The sequence below is a fragment of the Alistipes sp. AF48-12 genome, from assembly GCF_003477565.1.
GTDB lineage: Bacteria > Bacteroidota > Bacteroidia > Bacteroidales > Rikenellaceae > Alistipes_A > Alistipes_A hominis.
Map to the genome: position 1 here is coordinate 1 of NZ_QUDJ01000011.1, position 20,919 is coordinate 20,919.

The window sequence follows — 20,919 nt, forward strand, 5'->3', positions numbered from 1 at the left end:
ATAGTGTATCAAAGCACTTTACCAATTTCTTATCCGTTGCCTATTCTCATGCGAGTTTCTTTTAATCTATTTGTAGTCAATTAAATACCTTCAGACTACATCAAATATATTAAAAAAATCATCCCTGCAAGCATCCGGTTTGAAAATAACGGCGACGCGCCGATATTATTTCGCAATCCGGACAGATTGCGCGTCCGGCGGCAACGTTCCGCCGGACGCCCCGGTACGGCCGTAACGTTTTTTTCTTAACTTTGCATCCGAATCAAACGGAAGACCCTTAAAATCCGGCATTATGTACTCTTTCCACGAACTGGCCGATATCGTTCAGAACGAAATCAAAAACCTGAAATATCCGCAGCAACCCGAACTGCTGTACGCTCCGATCGTCTATTCACTCGAAGAGGGCGGCAAACGAATCCGTCCGGTCGCGCTGCTGATGGCCTGCAACCTGTTTCGCGATGAGATCGACTGCGCCAAACCGGCCGCTCTCGCCGTCGAAGTGTTCCACAACTTCACGCTGCTGCACGACGACATCATGGACCGTTCCGACACCCGTCGCGGCAAACCTGCCGTGCATACGCGCTGGAACGACAACGTGGCGATCCTGTCCGGCGACGCAATGATGATCTACGCTTATAAACTGTTGTGCGGATGCGACCGGAGAGTGCTGCCACAGCTACTCGAAACGTTCAACGAAACGGCCATCGGCGTCTGCGAAGGACAGCAGTACGACATGGACTTCGAATCGCGCGACGACGTAACGGTCGACCGGTACCTGGAGATGATCCGGCTGAAAACGGGCGTGCTGTTGGCCGGCGCGCTCAAACTCGGGGCAATCTGCGCGGAAGCCCAACCGTGGCAGGCCGAACTGTTATACAACTTCGGGATCAACGTCGGACTGGCTTTCCAACTGCAGGACGACCTGTTCGACACGTACGGCGACGCCGCCGTATTCGGCAAACCGATCGGCGGGGATATCCTGGCCGGCAAAAAAACGTTCCTGCTGACTACGGCGCTGAAAACCGCCGATGCGGCCACCCGCGGCGAACTGCTCGCGCGGCTGCACGACGGCGGCATGTCGGCGGCGGAGAAAATCGAAACCGTGCGTGGCATCTACGACCGGCTGGGAGTCCGGAAGATCACCGAAAAGGCGATCGCCGACTATTTCCGCAATGCCGACCGAATCCTCAACAGCCTGGAAGTCGGGATCGAACGCATCGTCCCGCTGCAGGAACTGGGCGAAACCCTGTTGAACCGCAAAAAATAACGGGTCTTTCGAAAAAATGGGGACAACGCGCCCCAACTGCAAAACGATGGAAAAGATAAAACGCGACGAAATCGAGATCATGGCGCCGGTAGGCTGCTACGAATCGCTGGCGGCGGCCGTGCAGGCCGGAGCCGATTCGATCTATTTCGGCGTCGAACAACTGAACATGCGCGCCCGGTCGTCGTTCAACTTCACGCTGGACGACCTGGCAAGGATCGTCGCGACCGCCCGCGAGAACGGCATCCGCACTTACCTGACCGTCAATACGATCCTATACGACGAAGACCTGCCCGAAATGCGCCGGATTCTGGACAGGGCCCGACGGGAAGGCGTGGACGCCGTGATCGCATCGGATCAGGCGGCGATTTTCTACGCCCGATCGATCGGTCTCGAAGTCCACATCTCCACGCAACTGAACGTGTCGAACATCGAATCGGTCGCATTTTACGCGCAATATGCCGACGTGGTGGTACTGGCACGCGAATTGAGCCTCGCGCAGGTGCAGGCGATCCGCCGCGGCATTCTCGAGCGGGATATCCGCGGTCCGCACGGCAAACCGGTCAAAATCGAAATGTTCGCGCACGGTGCGCTCTGCATGGCCATCTCCGGCAAATGCTACCTGAGCCTGCACCACACGAACTGTTCGGCAAACCGGGGAAGCTGTCGCCAGATCTGCCGCAGGGCTTACGAGGTCAGGGACAAAGATACCGGCGAAGAACTGGAGATCGAGAACCATTATATCATGTCGCCGAAGGACCTCTGCACGGTCGATTTCCTCGACCGTTTCCTGGAGGCCGGAGTGCGGGTGCTGAAGATCGAGGGCCGGGCCCGTTCGGCGGAATACGTCAAACGGGTCGTCGAATGCTACGACGAAGCGCTGCGGGCGATCGAAGCCGGAACGTATACCCCGGAAAAGGCCGAGGCATGGAAGCAGCGGCTGCAGACCGTATTCAACCGCGGTTTCTGGGGCGGGTACTACCTCGGCGAACGGGCCGGACAGTGGAGCAGTCACTACGGGTCGTCCGCCACGATGCGCAAGGTGTACGTCGGCAAGGTAACGAATTACTTCTCCCGGATCGGCGTAGCGGAGATCCTGGTCGAAGCGGCTCCGCTGGAAGCCGGAGAGGAAGTTTTCATCACCGGAGAGACGACCGGAGTGTTGGAATTCACGGCCGAAGACATCCGGGTAGCCCTGAAATCCGCCGAACGGGTTCCTCAGGGCGTCTATTGTTCCGTAAAAACCCCTTCGCCGGTACGACGCGGGGATAAACTCAATAAAATGGTACCGTCCGGAAAAGTCCCGGACAACCGGTAAACAGACAATGAACAACCGACCCGAAAATACCCCGGAGCCGCAGCATCCGCCGAAAAGCCCGTTGAGCAAGATACGGCTTTCGAACGCTTTCTATCCGATCCTCATCGGATTGGGAGCGGTAGGGTACATGCTGTGGAAAGACTTCGACATCCAGGTGTTTTCCGGAATCACTTTCTCGTGGCACATGGTGTTCTGGCTCGTTATGGCCGTGGTGTTCATGTTCGGCCGCGACATCGGCTACATCATCCGTATCCGCATCCTCAGCAACAACCAGCTTTCGTGGCGGCAGGCGTTCCGGGTCATCATGCTGTGGGAGTTCACGTCGGCGATCACGCCGTCGGCCGTCGGGGGCACCAGCGTCGCGATCATCTACGTCCACAAAGAAGGGATCAGCGTCGGGCGCAGCTCGGCGATCGTAATGCTCACCTCGTTCCTCGACGAACTCTATTTCATCGTGATGTTCCCGCTGCTGATACTGATCGTCGGCCCGTCGGAACTTTTCGACGTTTCAACCTCTTCCGGAGTGCTTACGCGCAGCCTGATGGGAATCGCGCTGACCGGCTATTTCCTGAAACTGGGATTCGTGCTGGTGCTTTCGTACGGGCTGTTCGTCAATCCGCGCGGGCTGAAATGGCTGCTGTTGAAAGTTTTCAAACTGAAATTCCTGCGCCGCTGGTACCATGCGGCCGGACAGACCGGCACGGACATCATCCGCTCGTCGCACGAAATCCGGCGCTACAACTACAAATTTTGGCTGAAAGCGTGTTCTTCGACCTTCCTGTCGTGGAGTTCGCGCTACCTGGTGGCCAATGCGCTGATCATGGCCTTTTTCGCAGTCAGCGACCAATTCCTGCTGTTCGCGCGGCAGCTGGTGATCTGGATCATGATGCTGGTGATGCCTACCCCCGGCGGAAGCGGCTTCGCAGAATACGTATTTTCGAGCTATTGCAGCGACCTGATCAGCGTTTCGCCGGCTATGCAGTTGGGAGCGGCCACGCTGATCGCCCTGCTGTGGCGCGGGGTAACTTACTACCCCTACCTCGCCATCGGCGCGATCATCTTCCCGCGCTGGATCAAGAAAAAATTCATGCACAAACAGTAATCCACGGATTCTCTAAAAAGACCCAAGGTACGGGCGGAACGGACTGACGCGGCGGTACTACCGGACTTTCAGCAACGCCTCGGCCGTCACGATATCGACCGGCGTAGTAATTTTGATATTCATATAAGAACCTTCGCAAAGATATATCCGTCCGCCGTCCGCCTCGACCACGCTCGCATCGTCGGTAAAAGAGTCCCGAAAAGGCTGTCGATAGGCTTTCCGGAGAATTTCCGTGTGGAAAACCTGCGGAGTCTGGACGATGCGGAACGCAGAACGGTCTACGATGTTGCTGCCCCCGTCCGCGATCCGCCGCAGCGAATCGACCGGTGCGACGACCGGAATCACGGCCCCGTAGGCCTGCGCATCCCGCACGGCCCGCAGAATCACTTCCCGGCCGACCAGCGGCCGCACGCCGTCGTGTACGGCGACCAGTCCGGCATCGCCCGCATGATCCAATCCGCGGCGCACCGACTCGAAACGGGTCGCTCCGCCCTCGCAGACTTCATGCGGCGTCGTAAAAGCGTATTCGCGGCAAAGATTCCGCCAATAGCCGATATGCGCTGCGGGCAGTACGACGATCGTCCGGGCATCCGCCAGCGTCTCGGCGAAACGCCGGATCGTATGCATCAGGATCGGCAACCCGTCGAGCACCAGGAACTGCTTGGGAACCTCGGCGCCCATCCGCGAGCCGCTACCTCCGGCCACGATAATCACAGCAATACGGTTCATCTCTTCTTCTCTTCCAGATAGGCCCGGGTGACTCTTCGCAGCGTCTCCGGCACCGGGGTAAATTCGAAATCGAGCGTCCGCAACACCTTTTCATTGCTGTAATACGAACTGCTGACGGCGCTGGATAGGATCGATTCGGACAGGAGCTGCTTGTGCCGGGTCACCCGCCGAAGTTCCCGCTCGGCGGCGGCGGCCAGGTTCAGCGCACGGGTTCCGATACAAATGCGCGGCAAACGGCGGCCGGCCGTCTCGGCGACGATCGAAAAAAACGCTTTGAACGGAAGGTTTTCGGCGGAAAGAATATACCGCTGTCCGACAGCTTCCGGCACTTCGGCCAACAAAACCGTCGCCCGCGCCACGTCCCGGACATCCACGTACCCCTTTACGCCTTTCGTATAGAAAAAGTTCCCGTGGGCACCGAATGCGATCAACTGGGAACTTCCCGATTTCCAGTCCCCTTCGCCGATAACGATCGACGGATTGACGACAACCGTCCGCAACCCCTGCAGGGCGCCCCGCCGGACGATATTTTCCGCATAGAACTTACTGACCGAATAGGCCGACAATCCGACCAGACTGTCCGGTATGCACGTTTCATCGACCAGCTTCTCCCCGGGCCGGGCCGGGCCGAGCGTCGCCACGGAACTGACATGCACCAGCAAGCCGACCCCGCTGTCGAGGCAGGCGTTCACGACATGCGTCGCCAGTTCGGTATTCGCAACGATAATTTCGTCCGACCTTTCCGGATCGAAAGAAACCTGCGCCGCACAGTGGAACAGCACGTCGGTTCCCTCCACCGCTTCACGCAGCGCATGCGGGTTATTCAGCGCCGTTTCCCGAAATTCGATCCGGTCGTAAAAAGACGAAACACCCATGCGCTCCAGCGTCCGGTGCAACAACTGTTGCCGCTTTATATCGCGTACCAACATCCTCACCGTACACCCGGCGCGGAGCAGTTCGGCAACGAGGTGACTACCCACCAATCCGGTTCCTCCGGTAACCGTAATTCGTTTGTCTTTCAGCGTATTCAATTCAACTGTTCGTATCGTTTTCCCATATTATTTTTTTTCCGAAACCGAGCCGGTTGTCCGTGTACTTGAAAAAAACGGGGCGGATGATCCACAGCTCCAGATCCATCACCGCCGCAAACGGAAACCGCCTGAGGTAAGCATTCCGGGCGACCCGACGCTCCTCCCCTTCCGGCCGCGCCATCGTACCGCGCAACTGCAATCCCCGCACCTTGCCGACGACCGAGGTTTCGAGTACCACGGACGCGGCGACCCGCGGATTCCGCGTCGCCTGCCGCACATGCAGCGTATCGGCGGCCGAAGTCGCCACGAACCAGTTGCGCTGCGGCAGGTAAACGTAAAACAAGTTGCAACAATACGGCCCCTCCTCATCCTCCGTCGCCAGCGTCAGCACATGATGCTCCGCGAGAAATTTCGCGATCCGTTCGTCGATCATCGGGCCGGAGTCTGTTTCACCGAATCGGGGTTCGCCGCGCGCGACGTATCGGCGGCCGGAGCGAACGACGTGACTTTCAGGCTATCGGCCAACGTGCCGTTCAACTCGGCCATGATCCGGTCGCGGACTCCGTCGAACGCCTGCTTGTTGGCGGCGCGAACCGGTTCGGCCGGCTCGGTGGGCACTTTTAACGGGTCGATCGGCGTCCCGTTGCGCCACAACCGGAAATCCAGGTGCGGCCCGGTGGCCAATCCCGTCGCACCGACGTAACCGATCAACTGTCCCTGACGCACTCGGGTTCCCTTATTAATCCCTTTCGCATACCCCTTCAAATGCAGATAGCCCGAAACCAACTGTCCCGAATTGTGTTTAATTTTCAACGTATTACCGCCTCCGCCGCCATATCCTTTGGCGATCACCACGCCGTCTCCGACCGCTACGACCGGCGTACCGGAAGGCGCGGCGTAATCCACCCCGTAGTGCGGACGCCGGATACGCAATATCGGGTGCAGCCGCGAAGCCGAAAAGCGCGAACTGATCCGGCTGTATTTCAACGGAGCTTTCAGCAGGTTCTTACGCAGGCTCTGCCCCTGTTCGTTCCAGTAACTCACTTTGCCGTCCTGCATGAACGGGATCGCATAATAGTTCTTTCCGCCGTGTTCGAATCGCGCGCCCCAGATCGTCCCGTGACCGATTTCAACCGTATCCACGTATTTCTGGTCATAGATCACCGTAAAGTTATCGCCTTCCTGAATCCCGAAAAAGTCGATCGACCAGGCGTAAATATCCGACAGATCCATCGCCAGCATCGGACTCATCCCATTGTCGATCATGCAATTCCACAAAGACGACGTAATGGTGGCCGTCTTCATCCGCCGTTTGACGGTCACGTTCTTCGTATCCATATAGACCCGCACCGAATCCCCGCTCAGGTCGAACACCAGGTAATCGGTCATCGAAGCCTCGTACACGAAATAGGCCAGCCGGGCCGCCGAGTCTTTCGTCTGGAAGGTGGTATATTTCTGCCCCGCCTTGATCCCGCGCAGGCTGAACACGGGCTCCGACTTCCGGGCAATCTGATCGACCAGGCCGGGCCCCACGCCGTAACGACCGAAAATCTGCCCGATCGTTTCGCCGAATTCCACGGTATTCTCGGCAAGGTCGTATTTCCCGACGTCGATTCCGTAAAGCAGGACGGTCGTATCTTCCTGAGGCACATCAACGAGGGCGTCGGATTCGGACGGCGCTCCGCTGCGGTTCAGCGCCAAAACAACGAGTACGGCGAGCACCAACACCCCGCCCGCGGAAACCGCAATGACTTTCCAATTTTTTTTCATTCCGCAAAATTACTTTCCTTCCCGCGAACGCGCAATGTCCGGAAAGAGGTTTTTATGGTCATTTTACGAACGGGCGCCGCCGCGCGGCACTCCGTCCGAAGACTATTTTCCGAATGCGTTGATCGTCTCCCGAATCCGCGCCAGCCGTTCGAGAAGACTTTCCAGTCGATCCAGCGCCAGCATATTCGCCCCGTCGCTTTTCGCAATGGCCGGGTTCGGATGCGTTTCGATAAAAAGACCATCGACGCCGGCCGCGACCGATGCGCGCGCAATGGTTTCGATCATTTCGGGCTGCCCGCCGGTCACGCCGCTCGTCTGGTTGGGCTGCTGCAACGAATGGGTAATGTCCATAACCACGGGATAACCGAGGTTCTGCATCGCAGGGATGCCGCGCATATCGACGATCAGGTCGTAATAACCGAGGTCGTGCCCCGGTCGGTCAGCATCACGTTCGGATTGCCCGCATCGCGGACTTTCCCGGCGGCGAAGGACATCGCTTCCGGAGCGAGAAATTGTCCCTTTTTGATATTGACGACCTTGCCGGTCTTCGCGGCGGCAACCAGCAGATCGGTCTGGCGGCACAGGAAAGCCGGTATCTGCAACACGTCGACGTATTCGGCGGCGATCGCAGCCTCTTCCGGGTTGTGGATATCGGTCACTACCGGCACGCCGAATCCGCGCCGGATGTCGGCCAGCAGTTTCAGCGCCTTTTCATCGCCGATCCCGCTGAACGAGTCGAGCCGCGAACGGTTCGCCTTGCGGTACGACGCTTTGAATATATAGGGAATACGCAGCCGCTCGGTGATCCGGCAGGCTGTTTCGGCCACGGTTTTCAACATATCCGCGTCCTCGACGACGCAAGGTCCGGCCATCAGGAAAAACATGCCGCTGCCGGTATGTTTGATATTCGGAATTCGGTTCAGCACTTCGTTCATATCCTCGGAATTTTATCCGGTAAAGATAACAAAACCTCCCGATACGACAAATACCCCCCGCAAACCGCATCCGGAGAAGCCCGTTTACGGCTTTTTTTTATACGGATAAAATAGGCAAAACCTCAATCAAGCCGACCTTTTTACAAAAACCACTAATTTTCGCTTTGACACCAGAACTGTTAATCGAAACATATTAATTTGCATTTGTTATACATTTGTTATACATTCATATCACAAATGAATACTTCATAAAGACATCAATTAAAATATCAAAACGAATTGCAGCGGAATCATGCAACTACGCTTACGACATTTACGGATATGTGCCAAGCCGGCAACGGAGGCAGTTGCTGGGAAGGATATACTTATTACACCTACGATTGCCAAGGAAACCGGACAGGGGGGATCGCAAAATGTAGAAGTTATCTATTGCAACTAATCAAAGGTTAAACATGCTTGATCTAAAAAACGCTAAATCCGTACTCGATCATTTCATTCGCTTATCTTCGATATGTTTTCTATTATCGTCCTGCTCAGGCCCGCGGCAGGACGATAATCTCATGGAAAACAAAAAATTTATACTCAATCGACCTCGATCATTCAACAAAGGAACGATCGTTTGTATTCTCATCTATTTTCTGTGATTTGGAAACTATAATTCTCGACTCGGAAGAGAAAGTCATCGGAAATATAGACAAAATACAAGCGGACGACAGCATCATTTATATTTTGGACATCAATATTTCCAAAGGCGTCTTTAAATATTCGCGCAACGGAAACTATATTCAGCAAATAGGAAACATCGGTTCCGGTCCCGGAGAATACATAAAACCCTTCGATTTCACCTTGGATCAGAAAAACAGAATCATCTACATTCTCGACGGGCCAAGACAACGGATCAATAAATACGAAATGACATCGGGCAAGTATCTCGGACATTTCGAAATCAATAAAGACGATCCAATAAGGACTACCTTTAAAATGGTGCAACAAGTTGATAATTTACTTGTTGCACTTTTTTTTATTGGGATGAGGTAACGACTTGGCAACGGTTCTGTTTTCCGTCTGATGCATCGATGTTCACAACCTCAAATAACTGATACAAAGATAACAAATAATTTATGTGTATTTACAATTTGGTATTTCTTTCATTTCCGTATGAATAGAAATGTTCTGTCGGATTGCAAAAAGTAAGATAGGAGTCTGCATATTCATTGAATGGCTTTTTCATTCGATAATTTTTTCGTGAAGTATTGTCTGTCGGTTTTCGGGAAGACACAATAATAAAGCCGTCCTCCTTCTGAGTATTAAATGGAGGACGGCCTTTTTTTTTACATATAAGTTCGATCTAACCCCGAATCATAGTCAGCAGCATTTTAAACCGGATAATGGCATGCAGGGAGTGTTTCACACCGGCAGGCATGATGACCGATTCCCCCTTTTTCAGGCGGATAGTTTCGCCTCCGAGCATGATCTCCGCCTCACCGTCGAGTATTTGCACCAGCGCGTCGAAAGGTGCGGTGTGTTCGCTCAGTCCCTGATCGCGGTCAAAGGAGAAGAGGGTAATGTTACCTGCCTCGCTTTTCAGCACCTGTTTGCTGACGACACCTCCGTCCGCGTAGCCGATCATCTCCCCGATGACCATGACGGAGGATTTTGGGAAAGTATCTTTCATTGTTTTTTTGTTTTTATTGCATCCAGTTTTTCATATCCTCTTCCGGGGTCGAAATACCACTGATCCCGAACTTTTCAACCAATACATTAGCTACGTTCGGCGAGAGGAAAGCCGGAAGCGTAGGACCGAGGTGGATATTCTTCACGCCGAGCGAAAGCAGGGCGAGCAGCACGATCACGGCCTTTTGCTCATACCACGCGATGTTGTAGACGATCGGCAGGTCGTTGACGCTTTTCAGCCCGAACGCCTTTTGCAGGGCCAGTGCAATCACAACCAATGAGTAACTGTCGTTGCACTGTCCGGCATCCAGCACTCGGGGAATGCCGCCGATGTCACCCAGAGGCAGTTTGTTATAACGGTACTTGGCACATCCCGCCGTCAGGATCACCGTGTCCCCGGGAAGCTCGGCGGCGAAGTCGGTATAGTACTGGCGCGATTTGAAGCGTCCGTCGCATCCGGCCATGACGACGAACTTTTTGATCGCTCCCGATTTCACGGCATAGACCACCTTATCGGCCAGCGCCAGCACCTGATGGTGTGCGAACCCGCCGACGATCTCCCCGTGCTCGATCTCCGTGGGCGGCGCGCACCGTTTGGCATGGGCGATCAAGGCGGAGAAGTCTTTCGGCTTGCCGTCCTTGCGGGCGGGAATGTGGGGTGCGCCCGAGAGTCCCGACGAACCGGTGGTGTAAATACGGTCGGCATAGGAGGCATTCTTCAGCGGAGGAACGATGCAGTTGGTGGTAAAAAGGATCGGTCCGTTGAACGTGGCGAACTCCTCCCGCTGGCGCCACCACGCGTTGCCGTAATTGCCGGCAAAATGCGGATACTTCTTGAAAGCGGGATAGTAGTGGGCCGGAAGCATCTCGCTGTGGGTATAAACGTCCACGCCTGTCCCGGCGGTCTGTTCGAGCAACTCCTCGAAATCTTTCAGATCGTGTCCGCTGACCAGAATGCCCGGGTTGTTCCTGACCCCGATATTTACTTTGGTGATCTCCGGGTTGCCGTAAGTGGTCGTGTTGGCCTTGTCCAAAAGGGCCATCGCCTTCACTCCGCATTCACCCACGTTGAGCACGAGCACCACGAGCGAATCGGCGTCGATGTCGGGGCGGCTCACCTCGGCCAGCGCGTTTTCGAGCATGGCGAAGATGTCCGGGTCCTCGAATCCGAGGTTCAGGGCATGCTCCGCGTAAGCAGCGGCGCCTTTCACCCCGTAAATGACCATCTGTTTGAGCGAGCGGATGTCCTCGTTCTCCATGCTCAGTACCCCGACTTTCGCGGCGGCGGACTCATATTCCAACGGTTCAGGATGGAAAGCGATTTCGGGCAGGTCAGAAAGAGCAATGCCCCGTTTTTTGGCCGTTCCGATCAGTTCGTTCTTTTTGGCCAGGGCTTTGGCGATACGCATTTTGAGCGCCTCATCATCGAAGTTGGCGTTGGTGATGGTACTGAATAATGCGTCGATTATCTGGCGGCTGGCCTCCTGGTCCGGCGCACCCTTTTCACGCAGGGCACGGTTGACGATCGCCTCACCGCGCACGGCATAGAGCAATACGTCCATCAGATGGGCTGTCTGCGGCAGTTTACCGCAAACTCCCTGGATCGTGCAGCCTTTCCCTCCGGCCGCTTCCTGACATTGAAAACAGAACATTTCCATAATATCGGTATATTTAAGTGAGTGATTTTCTATATCCACTGGTCGCTGACGACTTCCCCGGCGACCGAAAGCACGATGACCTTAATCGGAATATTCCGCTCTGCCTGTTCCCGGGCCAGTTGGGCGATACGGACCAGCCCCCGGCAGCAGGGGACCTCCATGACGAGCACTGTCAGCGTGTCGATTTTTGCAACGTCGATCATTTCCGTCAATTTATCGACATAGACCTCCGTGTTGCTATCGAGTTTCGGACAAGCGATAGCGAGCGATTTCCCGCGAAGGAAACGACCGTGAAACTCCCCGCTGGCGAACGCCGTACAATCCGCGGCCAGCAGTAGGTCGGCGCCGCGGAGAAATCCGGCCTGAGGATTGAGCAGATGCAACTGCACGGGAAACTGGCTCAACTCGGATCGTTGGATTGGTTGCACCTGCTCCATATTGCGATTCGGAGCCATGGAGAATCCCTTTCCCGGCCTGCGAATTTCCCGCGCCATCGATCCGGGACAACCGCAGGCCAAAGGTGTCTTTGCGTTTTGCATCGCCGGACGACATGCTTCAGGTCTCGGTTCCCCATCCCCGGCGCTATCATGCGAGGAGACCTCGGCTCCGAACAGGGAGAGGTCCATCTTTATCCCGTGCCGGTCGAGGTACTCTACGCCCTGCCTTACCCACTCCGCCTCGCCGTGGTCGTGCAGATGCTTCAGGTGGGCAAGAACTGCCGCCTCGCCTTTGGGAACGAGCCGCTCCATTACGGCGATTTCGTCGTAGGGCTTGGCTTCCCGCTCCATAAAGGTGATCGCCCCCACGGGACACTCGCCGATACAGGCGCCCAGTCCGTCGCAATAGAGGTCGCTGACCATCACGGCTTTGCCGTCGATCAGTTGCAACGCGCCTTCGTGGCATCCGGTGACACAATTACCGCAGCCGTTGCACAGATTTTCGTCGATTTGAATGACCGTTCGTTTCATGGTAAGGTTCTTTTACCGCAAAAGTACGGCCATAAGGGTTTCTGAACTGTCACCATTGTTACACTCGAAATTTATTCTATCTTTGCCGAAACTTATGTTGTTGTTATGATGGACTATTCAGGATTAACCTCGTTGCCCCTGTTTCGGGGCGTTTCGGCTGCGGAACTGGAAAAGATTTTCGCCGATTTGAAAATCACGAAAACGGAGTTTGAAAAGGGTGAAATCCTCGCGATGCAGGACGAACCGGTCAATCGCCTGATTCTGCTGCTGAAGGGGAGCGTCAAGGCCGAGATGACCGACGCTTCGGGCAAAGTTGTCAAGGTGGAGGACATCGAGGCGCCCAATCCGCTGGCGATTCTGTTCCTGTTCGGGGAGAACAACCGCTTCCCGGTGCAGGCTACCGCCCGGGAGCGGGTCGAAGCGGTCGTGATTCCCAAACAGTCCATTCTCAGGATGCTCTCCATGAGCGAAGCGATCCTGAAAAATTACCTCGACATTTCGGCCGATTTCGCTACGCGCCTGAGCCGCAAACTGCACTTTATGTCCTTCCGCACAATCCGTCAGAAGGTCGCCATGTACCTGCTGCAGTTGGCTAAAAAAAGCGGCTCGGACACAGTCGTGCTCGATAAAACCAAAGCTGCGCTGGCCGAGTATTTCGGCGTTTCCCGCCCTTCGCTCGAACGCGAAATCACCCATATGCAGCGGGACGGACTGATCGAAGCCGGCCGGAAAACGATCCGAATTCTCCGGAAAGAAGAGCTGGCCCGGCTGATCCGGTTCTGAAAACACACAGACGTAACATCGGTTACGCTTTTTGCGGGATAATATTTGTTTCTTTGTCAGAGTATTCTTAAATTGCGATATAATGCATTGCAGTTTATACTTTTAACGAAGTTACGCGTGATGAGAAAAATCCTCAGCCGACTGCCCCTTTCCATGATCCTGCCCCTGTTTGTAGTGGGCGGTATTCTGGCGGGTCTGGGAATTTACACCATTTATATGTCGCGCGCCCACTCCTACCTTTCGGACGATCCGGCGGCCTGCGTTAACTGCCATATTATGGCGACCTATTACCAGTCGTGGAACCATAGCTCCCATGCCCATCAGGCGGTGTGCAACGATTGCCATGTTCCGCACACCAGCACGGCCGCCAAGTATGGCTTCAAGGCAATGGACGGACTATATCACGCGGCAGTGTTCACCCTACGCGCCGAACCTCAGGTGATCCGGCCTCGCGAGGGCAGCAGCAACGTCATCATGGAGAATTGCATCCGCTGCCATACACAACTTAACACGGAGTTTGTCAAAACGGGAATGATCGACTTTACACAGTCCCGCCAAGGTGAGGGAAAAGCTTGCTGGACTGCCACACACAGGTCCCGCACACGGGAGTGAGCAACCTAAACTCCTCGCCGGGAGCCATCGTGCCGCTGCCCGAATCGCCCGTGCCCGACTGGTTGAAGAAAATGATGAAAGAAAACGATAAATAATTACGGTTATGTTCAAAAAATTATCGGAAGCGATCCGCCGCAAGCCCATTATCGGATGGGGCATTCTGGGTGCAGTCATGGTGTGCGTGTTCCTGCTCGGCCTGTTGGCCGCGTCGGTCACGGAGCGGAGGGCGGAGATCGCCACACTCTACAACAATGTGAAGGTCAAGATCACGGGCATCGAACCACGCAACGAAATCTGGGGCGAGAACTTCCCGCGTGAATACGACACGTGGAAAAAAACGGCCGAAACCGACTTCCGAAGCAAACATTTGGGTAATGCACCCGAGGACGTACTGGCGGAGCGGCCCGAGATGGTGGTACTTTGGGCGGGTTACGCTTTCTCGCGCGATTACGCCGCACCACGGGGCCATGCCTACACCATCGAGGACATGCGTTCGACCCTGCGCACCGGCACACCCGATGCGGACACCCCCGACATGCAGCCCGGAACCTGCTGGACGTGCAAGAGTCCCGACGTTCCCCGTGTGATGCACGAGCAGGGAATCGCGGAGTTCTACAAGCACAAGTGGAGCGAATTGGGCACGGAGATCGTCAATCCGCTCGGCTGCGCCGATTGCCATGATCCCGAGACGATGAACCTCACTATCACCCGCCCTGCACTGATCGAGGCATTCGAACGTCAGGGAAAGAGTGTCGCCGACGCCACGCCGCAGGAAATGCGCACGCTAGTATGCGCCCAGTGCCATGTGGAGTATTATTTCAAGGGCGACGGCAAATACCTTACCTTCCCGTGGGACAAGGGCCAGACCGTGGAAGAGATCGAAACCTATTACGACCAGACCGAGTTCTCCGACTGGACGCACGCACTGAGCCGCGCCCCGATGCTCAAGGCGCAACACCCCGATTACGAACTCTTCCAGTTAGGACCGCATGCTCAACGGGGATTGGGTTGCGCCGACTGCCACATGCCCTACATGTCCGAGGGAGGTATTAAATACTCGAACCATCAGGTAATGAGCCCATTCAAGAATATCTCCTCAACCTGCCAGACCTGCCACCGCGACAGCGAGGAAAACCTGCGCAAATACGTTTATGATTATCAGGACAAGGCGCTGGAGATCCGTGACCGGATCGAAACGGAACTTTCCAAGGCGCATATCATGGCCAAATCCGCATGGGACAACGGCGCTTCGGAGAGCGAGATGAAAGAGTCGCTCCGGTTGCTTCGCCAGGCTCAGTGGCGCTGGGATTTCGCCGTGGCGTCGCACGGAGGATCGTTCCACGCTCCGGTGGAAACGCAGCGCATTCTGGCCCACAGCCTCGACAAGTCGCTACAGGCACAACTCGCATTGCAAAAAGTGCTCTATACCCACAACGTCAAAGAGGTGTCCATGCCCGACCTTTCGACCAAGGACAAGGCTCAGGCTTATATCGGTCTCGATATGGAGAAAATCACAAAAGACAAGGAGCGTTGGAAAGAGGCTGTCGTACCCCAATGGGTCGCCAAAGCGAAAAACGAGGGGAAACTTTTGTAAATAATCGGTTACGGAAACGGGGCGTCCCTTGATCCTGTTTCCGGGAAAACGAGATTGCCCGGCATAGTCCGCCGGGCAATCTTTTGAAATCAGTCATGGAAAAAGAACGGAAAAAGATGTGGCAGTATCCGTGGGGATACAGGGAAAGCGTCGCTGTCGTCGCGGCGGTGGTGGCGATGGGCTGGTTGTTGCAGGTCGTGGCCGGGGGATTCGACTTCAGTCTGTTGCGATTCCCCGTCAGCCTGATCGCAGCGGGATCGATCCTGCTCATTGTGGCACTGCTCGGGTTGAGACGGCGAAGTGCGTTCGCGGGCTGGCTCTCGGGTGTGCCGATGTCCGTAACCCTGATCTGTACTTTCGTGGTACTGGGTATTGTCATGGGGCTTGTCCCGCAGGTTCCGTCGGGCGCGGTTACCCCGGAATCGAAAGGATTCGGTTTCGAAAAGATGACCTCCTCGTGGGCTTTCGTACTGGTTTACCTGTTGACGCTCCTCTCCCTGGGAGTGCTCCTTGTGCGCCGTCTGGCGACCTTCCGTCTTCGGGATTACGCCTTTTATCTGAACCATGCCGGACTGTGGATCGTCCTGCTGGCCGCTGGACTCGGTTCGGCGGACATGAAACGCTATGTGATGCACATCCGCGAAGGAGAGACCGAGTGGCGGGTTTACAGCGAGGACGGACGGGTACTCGACCTTCCTGTGGCCATTGGGTTGAAAGACTTCCGCATGGAGGAATATCCTCCCAAATTGGCCGTGATAGACCGCACGTCCGGGTCCGTACTTCCGGAAGGAAAGCCGGCCTATTTTCAGATCGACGAAAAAGAGCCGGATGGTATGCTCGGCGAGTGGCAGGTGCATTTGCTGCAATATATCCATGAAGCCGTGCGCCACGGCGACAGTACCTACCGCGAGGCTCCGATGCCGGGAGCCACTCCGGCCGCTCGCGTGGAGGTGCGGAACCGGAGTACGGACGAACGGATACAGGGCTGGGTCTGCGCGGGAAACGCGGCGCAGCTCTACATGACGCTGAACCTCGACGACCGCCATGCCATGGTGATGACTGGCCCGGAACCCAGGCGTTACGTGTCGGACATCGAAGTTTATACAGAGGAGGGGCGTCAGTCCCACGCCTTGCTCGAAGAGAACAAACCGCTGAGGATGGGGGCGTGGATGTTTTACCAATACGGTTATGACAAGGGGGCGGGCAAGATGTCGTCCTACACGAGCATCGAACTGGTTTACGATCCGTGGCTTGTCCCGGTTTATGTCGGACTGGCTCTGCTGATGGCCGGATCGGTGTGCATGCTGTGGAGCGGCCGTAAAAGAAAGGAGACGAAAGATGACGTGGAGTAGCTTTATCTGGTTTGCCCTGCCCGCAATGTTGCTGTGGGGCGGAGCCGGAACCCTAATATACAAGCCTGCAGCAAGGAGAGCTGCGGAGTGGCTGATGCTGCTGGGTATCGCCGTGTTCGCCGCCTTTATTGTTGCGCTGTGGGTGGGACTGGAACGACCGCCCCTGCGCACGATGGGCGAAACGCGGCTTTGGTACTCGTTTTTCCTCGCACTGGTAGGATACGTCACCTACAAGCACTGGAAATACCCGTGGCTGCTGTCATTCAGCGCACTGGTGGCGATCGTTTTTGGGGTCATCAACCTGCTCAAGCCGGAGATACACTCCAAAAGCCTAATGCCCGCCCTGCAAAGCTATTGGTTCGTGCCCCATGTAACGGTCTATATCCTCTCCTACGCCATGCTCGGCGCGGCGACCATCGCCGCCCTCCTGCAAATCCGAAAACTTGGCCGGAGCGTATCCGATCCGAAACTGTTCGGGTTGATGGATAATCTGGTCTATGCCGGATTCGGCTTTCTGATGCTTGGAATGCTGATGGGGTGTTTCTGGGCCAAAGCTGCTTGGGGACACTATTGGTCGTGGGACCCGAAGGAGACCTGGGCATTCGTGACCGCGGGCGTCTACCTCGCGTATATCCATATGCGCCTGCGTCCGGTACATCCCCGACTTACGGCATGGGTATTACCCGTGGCGTTTATCCTGCTGCTGATTACCTGGGTCGGGGTCAATTACCTACCTTCGGCGCAAGGGAGTATTCACGTGTATTGAGTTGACGGTTTTGATGCCGTAACATCTGTTACGTTTTACCCTTCCGTAAAAAACTACCTTTGTACGAAAAGGGAGTTATGAATTTGATGGATAAATACGACAACTCGACCGTTCGCCGCAGGGACCGACTTTTGGAGCAAAACCGGGCCCTGGAATTATTGATGACCGGCGAATATGGGTTTCTGGCCCTCGGAGGAGAGAGCGGCTACGGAATTCCAATCAATTTCGTGCTATCCGGGGAAAGCATTTATTTCCATTGTGCACCAGAAGGAGAAAAGTTGCGGCGCATTGCCCGATCCGACCAGGCTTGTTTCTGTGTCGTGGGACACACAGCTCCGCAACCCGCAAAATTTACGACCGAATACGAGAGCGTACTTGTCTTCGGCCCCATAGACCTGGTCGAAAACAACAATGAACGGATGCGCGCACTCGAACTTCTCGTGGAAAAATATTCGCCCGAATTCAGGGAGACCGGGAGCAAATATGCCGAAAAATCTTTCCATCGTACCGCGATCCTGCGTCTGGACATCGAACGCATCAGCGGAAAATGCAAGCGGGTGTCCCGTTGACTTGAAAGTTCTTTTTCGTAAAAGAAAATCTAAGTCAAAAATTTGGCAGAAGTTAAGTTGATTCCTATCCTCGCATGTAAAACTTCTCTCCCCGGTAGCAATATATCACGATCTTCCCAGGCTCTAAAGAGGGGTATATAGATGAGCTATTCGGGTTCGAACAGTTTGCACACGGGCCACCCTTTCCAATCGGTAGCGACCAGCCCAAGATTGGCGGGATAAGGGACAAGGCCGCCCGGCACGGGCGCTTGTATAGCCTTGTCCCTTATCCCGGTAATCTGTATCTTTGCGGTCGGTTGGAAAGGGGGATTATATCCCCCTGCTTTTCCTGATTTTGGGCCTGTTTTCGTCCTGTTCGGTGTTTTGTTCCTGCCGGGGCTTTACGGACGGGACGTGTCTGACGGCGAGGCGTTGGGCGTTTTGGGGTTTTCTGGGATCGCTCCATGATTCTTTGTATTCTGCATCCGTCGTTTTTTCTTTCCAAAGGAACGGCCTTGCGGTTTGACCGATTCCGTACCACTTTACGAGGGCGCGGGCAACGTATCCCGCTTCGATCAGGGTTTTGTCCATTTCCCGCATTTCGTACTTCCCGAACTTTATCCAGTTGTCAGGGGCTTGCTTGAACGCCCACCCGTGTTTTAGTCGGTCGTCCATTACGAGATAGCCCGGCGAGACGGTTCCGTCGTTGCGCTTCATGCTTTCGAGATAAACATACTGTCCGTCCCTGATTTGCCGGACATGTTCGTCGGTAAGCTGTACGCCGAAAATAACGGGATTGTTACTGATCTTTCGCTCGGACAGGATTTCGTGGGTAAGTATATCGGGGCCGTTCTCCTGCGCGAAAGGCCGAAAACAAACGGTGCGCTCATAACCGTTCTTCCGGTAGGTAAACGTGAATCCCTGCGGCGAATACAATTTGTCCTGCTGTTGCGGCGTCAGTTTCCGGCCTTCGATCTGGGTAATGCGCGTATCCGGAATATCCGGTGTATCCGGCGTGTCCAGCAGCATAGGTGTCGGCGTCGGTATCTGCATCCGGAATACGGGATCGCACTCCGGTTTCTGTCCCTGCCCTTCGGCCCGGTTATCCGGTTCTTCCGTGTCCGGCCCTACATGGGAGTCTATGATGCTGTCTTTTATAAACTCTTTCCACTGCTTTTCGAAGGCTTCGTTTTTTTCCAGCCTGCGGCGTTCGGCGGCTTCCTTTCGCTGCCGGGTTTTCCGCTGGCGTTGTTCCTCGGCCTTTTGTTTTCGCTCCGCTTCGGCCTTATTCTGTTCGACGGTTTTGGTCAGGTTGGCATAGCTGAACTTCCGGTCTACCTGCGAGGCTTTGAACGTGATGCCGCCGCGGGTAAAAGTCAGTCCTTGCACCTCCTTTCCCGGATCGCCGCCCCGGTGTACGAACGTCGTTACAATGCCCTGCCGTTTCAGTTCTTCGGCCAACGCTTCGACGGACTGAATGCGGGGCAACACGTCTTTGATCGCTTCGTAAATCGCATATTTGACCAGATCGGGCCCGTGTAGCTTTTCGACATCGACGTTCTTTTTGCCTTCCGAAAAAGTCAGCGCGTATTTTTGTTTGATGGCCTTGCAGACCGCCACGCTCCGAATACGCTCGTTGTGCTTGCGGACGAGCTTCGCATCGTACTTTACCCGGTTGTAGATAATATGCAGGTGCGGGTGTCCGGTATCGCCGTGCCGCACGACGATATACTGCGTATCGGTAATGTTCATCCGCTGCATGTATTCCCCGGCCAACTGCCGCATCAGATCGTCGGTCAGCTTCGGCGCATCGTCCGCATGGAACGACAACGAGACATGCCCCACGACCTCGGCCTTTTCGGGCCGGGCTTTGCGCTGGAAATTGAAACTGCGGATCGCTTCCCGCGTATCGGACGTATTCACGCCGTCCGACGAAAGAAGCCGCGCGCCGGGTTTGTTCATCACGTACCCGACCGCGCCTTTGAAACTCTTTCCGGTTACTATTTTACCGATCATGGAAATATCCTTTTATCCGTTTTACTACACTGTCGTAAAAGTCCAACAGTCCGACCAACCGGGGTACGACTCCGGCAACGCTTTTTTCGGAGTTTGCGATCCGTGCCAGTTGATTCAGGTTGTTTCCCTGCCGGGCGAGTTCGGCGATTGCCGCGAGCACTTCGGGCGGAACGCGCCGGGGCGGTCGTCCGGTCAGCACCTTTTCCCGGCAGTAAGTCGCCAAATCGACGCCCGCCGCTTTTGCTTCGTCTTGCAGTCGGCGTTTCACGTCCGGCGTAACGTGGAATTTGATTTCCTCGGAACGTTTTTCGGCCTTAGCGATCGGCGGTCTGCCGCCTTTGTTCCTACCCTCTGTCATCGCGTCCGGAGTTTAGAGATAGACTAAAGGAACGGCGGCGATAGCCGGAATTGCGGTCGAGCGACCGAGCGCAGCGACGGGAGCCGTCCGCCGATGTCGCAGACATCGGAAGTCCCGAATCCCCTGCGACCGACGGAAGCGGGGGATGGTTCGTCGTGCGACCGCAGAGAGCGCGCCGAACGGGACAGCCCCGCAGGGCAAGGTTGCCCGGAAGTGTCCGAGAAGCTCCCGGCTGGGAGTTTCGAGGGCCTCCGGGTACAACCTTGCTTCCTCCGGTTTCGGGAGCCTCCGATGCCGGGGCGTCAGCCCCGTTCACGGCACGCCGAAGCCGTCCCGCTTGTTGCGCCGCGCAGAGTCGGCGCGAACAAAGGGCGGCGAGTGCGGGACGTGCGGGACGTGCGGCATCGGTGCTCCCGCCGGGGCGCGGGCGGTCGCGGAACG

General features: G+C 55.7%; 18 protein-coding genes and 2 pseudogenes. 10 read left to right on the forward strand and 10 right to left on the reverse strand.

The genetic code is table 11. The features are described 5' to 3' along the window. The first annotated feature begins 292 nt into the window (after window positions 1-292). From DW082_RS08000 to DW082_RS08010, 3 genes are read left to right on the forward strand one after another with little or no spacing between them, the layout of a single operon-like run. Complete coding sequence (locus DW082_RS08000; protein WP_101571473.1) at window positions 293-1,267, forward strand: polyprenyl synthetase family protein; 975 nt, start codon at window positions 293-295, stop codon at window positions 1,265-1,267. Window positions 1,268-1,322: 55 nt separating this feature from the next. Then, the gene (locus DW082_RS08005) at window positions 1,323-2,582 is read left to right on the forward strand and encodes a peptidase U32 family protein (protein ID WP_101571651.1); all 1,260 of its coding nucleotides are present in this window, start codon (window positions 1,323-1,325) and stop codon (window positions 2,580-2,582) included. A gap of 7 nt (window positions 2,583-2,589) precedes the next feature. Then, complete coding sequence (locus DW082_RS08010; RefSeq protein WP_081032486.1) at window positions 2,590-3,684, forward strand: lysylphosphatidylglycerol synthase transmembrane domain-containing protein; 1,095 nt, start codon at window positions 2,590-2,592, stop codon at window positions 3,682-3,684. A gap of 57 nt (window positions 3,685-3,741) precedes the next feature. Here DW082_RS08010 and DW082_RS08015 read toward each other — a convergent pair whose 3' ends face one another. From DW082_RS08015 to kdsA, 5 genes and pseudogenes are all read right to left on the reverse strand, one after another. Further along, the gene (locus DW082_RS08015) at window positions 3,742-4,413 is read right to left on the reverse strand and encodes a 2-C-methyl-D-erythritol 4-phosphate cytidylyltransferase (RefSeq protein WP_118458159.1); all 672 of its coding nucleotides are present in this window, start codon (window positions 4,411-4,413) and stop codon (window positions 3,742-3,744) included. Further along, window positions 4,410-5,444, reverse strand: coding sequence for an NAD-dependent epimerase/dehydratase family protein (locus tag DW082_RS08020; protein WP_180951514.1), 1,035 nt, complete (start codon window positions 5,442-5,444; stop codon window positions 4,410-4,412). The genes DW082_RS08015 and DW082_RS08020 overlap by 4 nt, the downstream gene beginning before the upstream one ends. Window position 5,445: 1 nt before the next feature. Further along, complete coding sequence (locus tag DW082_RS08025; protein ID WP_101571477.1) at window positions 5,446-5,877, reverse strand: pyridoxamine 5'-phosphate oxidase family protein; 432 nt, start codon at window positions 5,875-5,877, stop codon at window positions 5,446-5,448. After that, window positions 5,874-7,214, reverse strand: a complete 1,341-nt coding sequence (locus DW082_RS08030; RefSeq protein ID WP_118458161.1) for a peptidoglycan DD-metalloendopeptidase family protein — start codon at window positions 7,212-7,214, stop codon at window positions 5,874-5,876. Before DW082_RS08030 ends, DW082_RS08025 begins: the two co-directional genes overlap by 4 nt. 102 nt (window positions 7,215-7,316) lie before the next feature. Then, window positions 7,317-8,149 (reverse strand): annotated as a pseudogene (gene kdsA, locus DW082_RS08035) (3-deoxy-8-phosphooctulonate synthase). 585 nt (window positions 8,150-8,734) lie between these two features. On the opposite strand from kdsA, the gene DW082_RS08040 reads away from it, so the two are divergent. After that, window positions 8,735-9,187 (forward strand): 6-bladed beta-propeller, encoded by a 453-nt coding sequence (locus DW082_RS08040; RefSeq protein WP_259335564.1) that lies wholly within the window; start codon window positions 8,735-8,737, stop codon window positions 9,185-9,187. A 310-nt stretch (window positions 9,188-9,497) separates the two neighbouring features. Here DW082_RS08040 and DW082_RS08045 read toward each other — a convergent pair whose 3' ends face one another. Genes DW082_RS08045 through DW082_RS08055 form a run of 3 tightly spaced genes read right to left on the reverse strand, consistent with a single transcriptional unit; the run spans window position 9,498 to window position 12,449 of the window. Continuing rightward, a complete protein-coding gene (locus tag DW082_RS08045; RefSeq protein WP_118458165.1) occupies window positions 9,498-9,824 on the reverse strand; it encodes a cupin domain-containing protein in 327 nt (108 codons plus the stop codon). Between the two features lie 13 nt (window positions 9,825-9,837). Continuing rightward, the gene (gene hcp / locus DW082_RS08050) at window positions 9,838-11,481 is read right to left on the reverse strand and encodes a hydroxylamine reductase (RefSeq protein WP_118458167.1); all 1,644 of its coding nucleotides are present in this window, start codon (window positions 11,479-11,481) and stop codon (window positions 9,838-9,840) included. A 29-nt stretch (window positions 11,482-11,510) separates the two neighbouring features. Continuing rightward, on the reverse strand, window positions 11,511-12,449 hold the full coding sequence (locus DW082_RS08055; RefSeq protein WP_118458169.1) for an ATP-binding protein: 939 nt from the start codon (window positions 12,447-12,449) through the stop codon (window positions 11,511-11,513). 108 nt (window positions 12,450-12,557) lie between these two features. Between DW082_RS08055 and DW082_RS08060 the strand changes: the two genes are divergently transcribed. The 6 genes and pseudogenes from DW082_RS08060 (at window position 12,558) to DW082_RS08085 (ending at window position 18,125) form a co-directional block, all read left to right on the forward strand. Beyond that, on the forward strand, window positions 12,558-13,232 hold the full coding sequence (locus DW082_RS08060) for a Crp/Fnr family transcriptional regulator (RefSeq protein ID WP_118458236.1): 675 nt from the start codon (window positions 12,558-12,560) through the stop codon (window positions 13,230-13,232). A 120-nt stretch (window positions 13,233-13,352) separates the two neighbouring features. Beyond that, a pseudogene (gene nrfH, locus DW082_RS08065) lies at window positions 13,353-13,939 on the forward strand (cytochrome c nitrite reductase small subunit). An 8-nt stretch (window positions 13,940-13,947) separates the two neighbouring features. Continuing rightward, window positions 13,948-15,438 carry an ammonia-forming cytochrome c nitrite reductase gene (gene nrfA / locus DW082_RS08070; protein WP_118458171.1) on the forward strand — a complete coding sequence of 497 codons (1,491 nt, stop codon included), beginning with the start codon at window positions 13,948-13,950 and terminating at the stop codon, window positions 15,436-15,438. Between the two features lie 95 nt (window positions 15,439-15,533). Continuing rightward, complete coding sequence (locus DW082_RS08075) at window positions 15,534-16,790, forward strand: cytochrome c biogenesis protein ResB (RefSeq protein WP_259335560.1); 1,257 nt, start codon at window positions 15,534-15,536, stop codon at window positions 16,788-16,790. Next, window positions 16,777-17,556, forward strand: coding sequence for a cytochrome c biogenesis protein CcsA (gene ccsA, locus DW082_RS08080; protein ID WP_118458173.1), 780 nt, complete (start codon window positions 16,777-16,779; stop codon window positions 17,554-17,556). Before DW082_RS08075 ends, ccsA begins: the two co-directional genes overlap by 14 nt. A gap of 77 nt (window positions 17,557-17,633) precedes the next feature. Then, window positions 17,634-18,125 carry a pyridoxamine 5'-phosphate oxidase family protein gene (locus DW082_RS08085; protein ID WP_259335561.1) on the forward strand — a complete coding sequence of 164 codons (492 nt, stop codon included), beginning with the start codon at window positions 17,634-17,636 and terminating at the stop codon, window positions 18,123-18,125. A 309-nt stretch (window positions 18,126-18,434) separates the two neighbouring features. On the opposite strand, the gene DW082_RS08090 is transcribed toward DW082_RS08085, so the two are convergent. Together DW082_RS08090 and DW082_RS08095 are read right to left on the reverse strand one after the other, a co-directional pair. Next, window positions 18,435-20,120, reverse strand: a complete 1,686-nt coding sequence (locus DW082_RS08090) for a relaxase/mobilization nuclease domain-containing protein (protein WP_118458175.1) — start codon at window positions 20,118-20,120, stop codon at window positions 18,435-18,437. Beyond that, window positions 20,110-20,478 carry a plasmid mobilization protein gene (locus DW082_RS08095; protein ID WP_118458176.1) on the reverse strand — a complete coding sequence of 123 codons (369 nt, stop codon included), beginning with the start codon at window positions 20,476-20,478 and terminating at the stop codon, window positions 20,110-20,112. Before DW082_RS08095 ends, DW082_RS08090 begins: the two co-directional genes overlap by 11 nt. Between the last annotated feature and the right edge of the window lie 441 nt (window positions 20,479-20,919).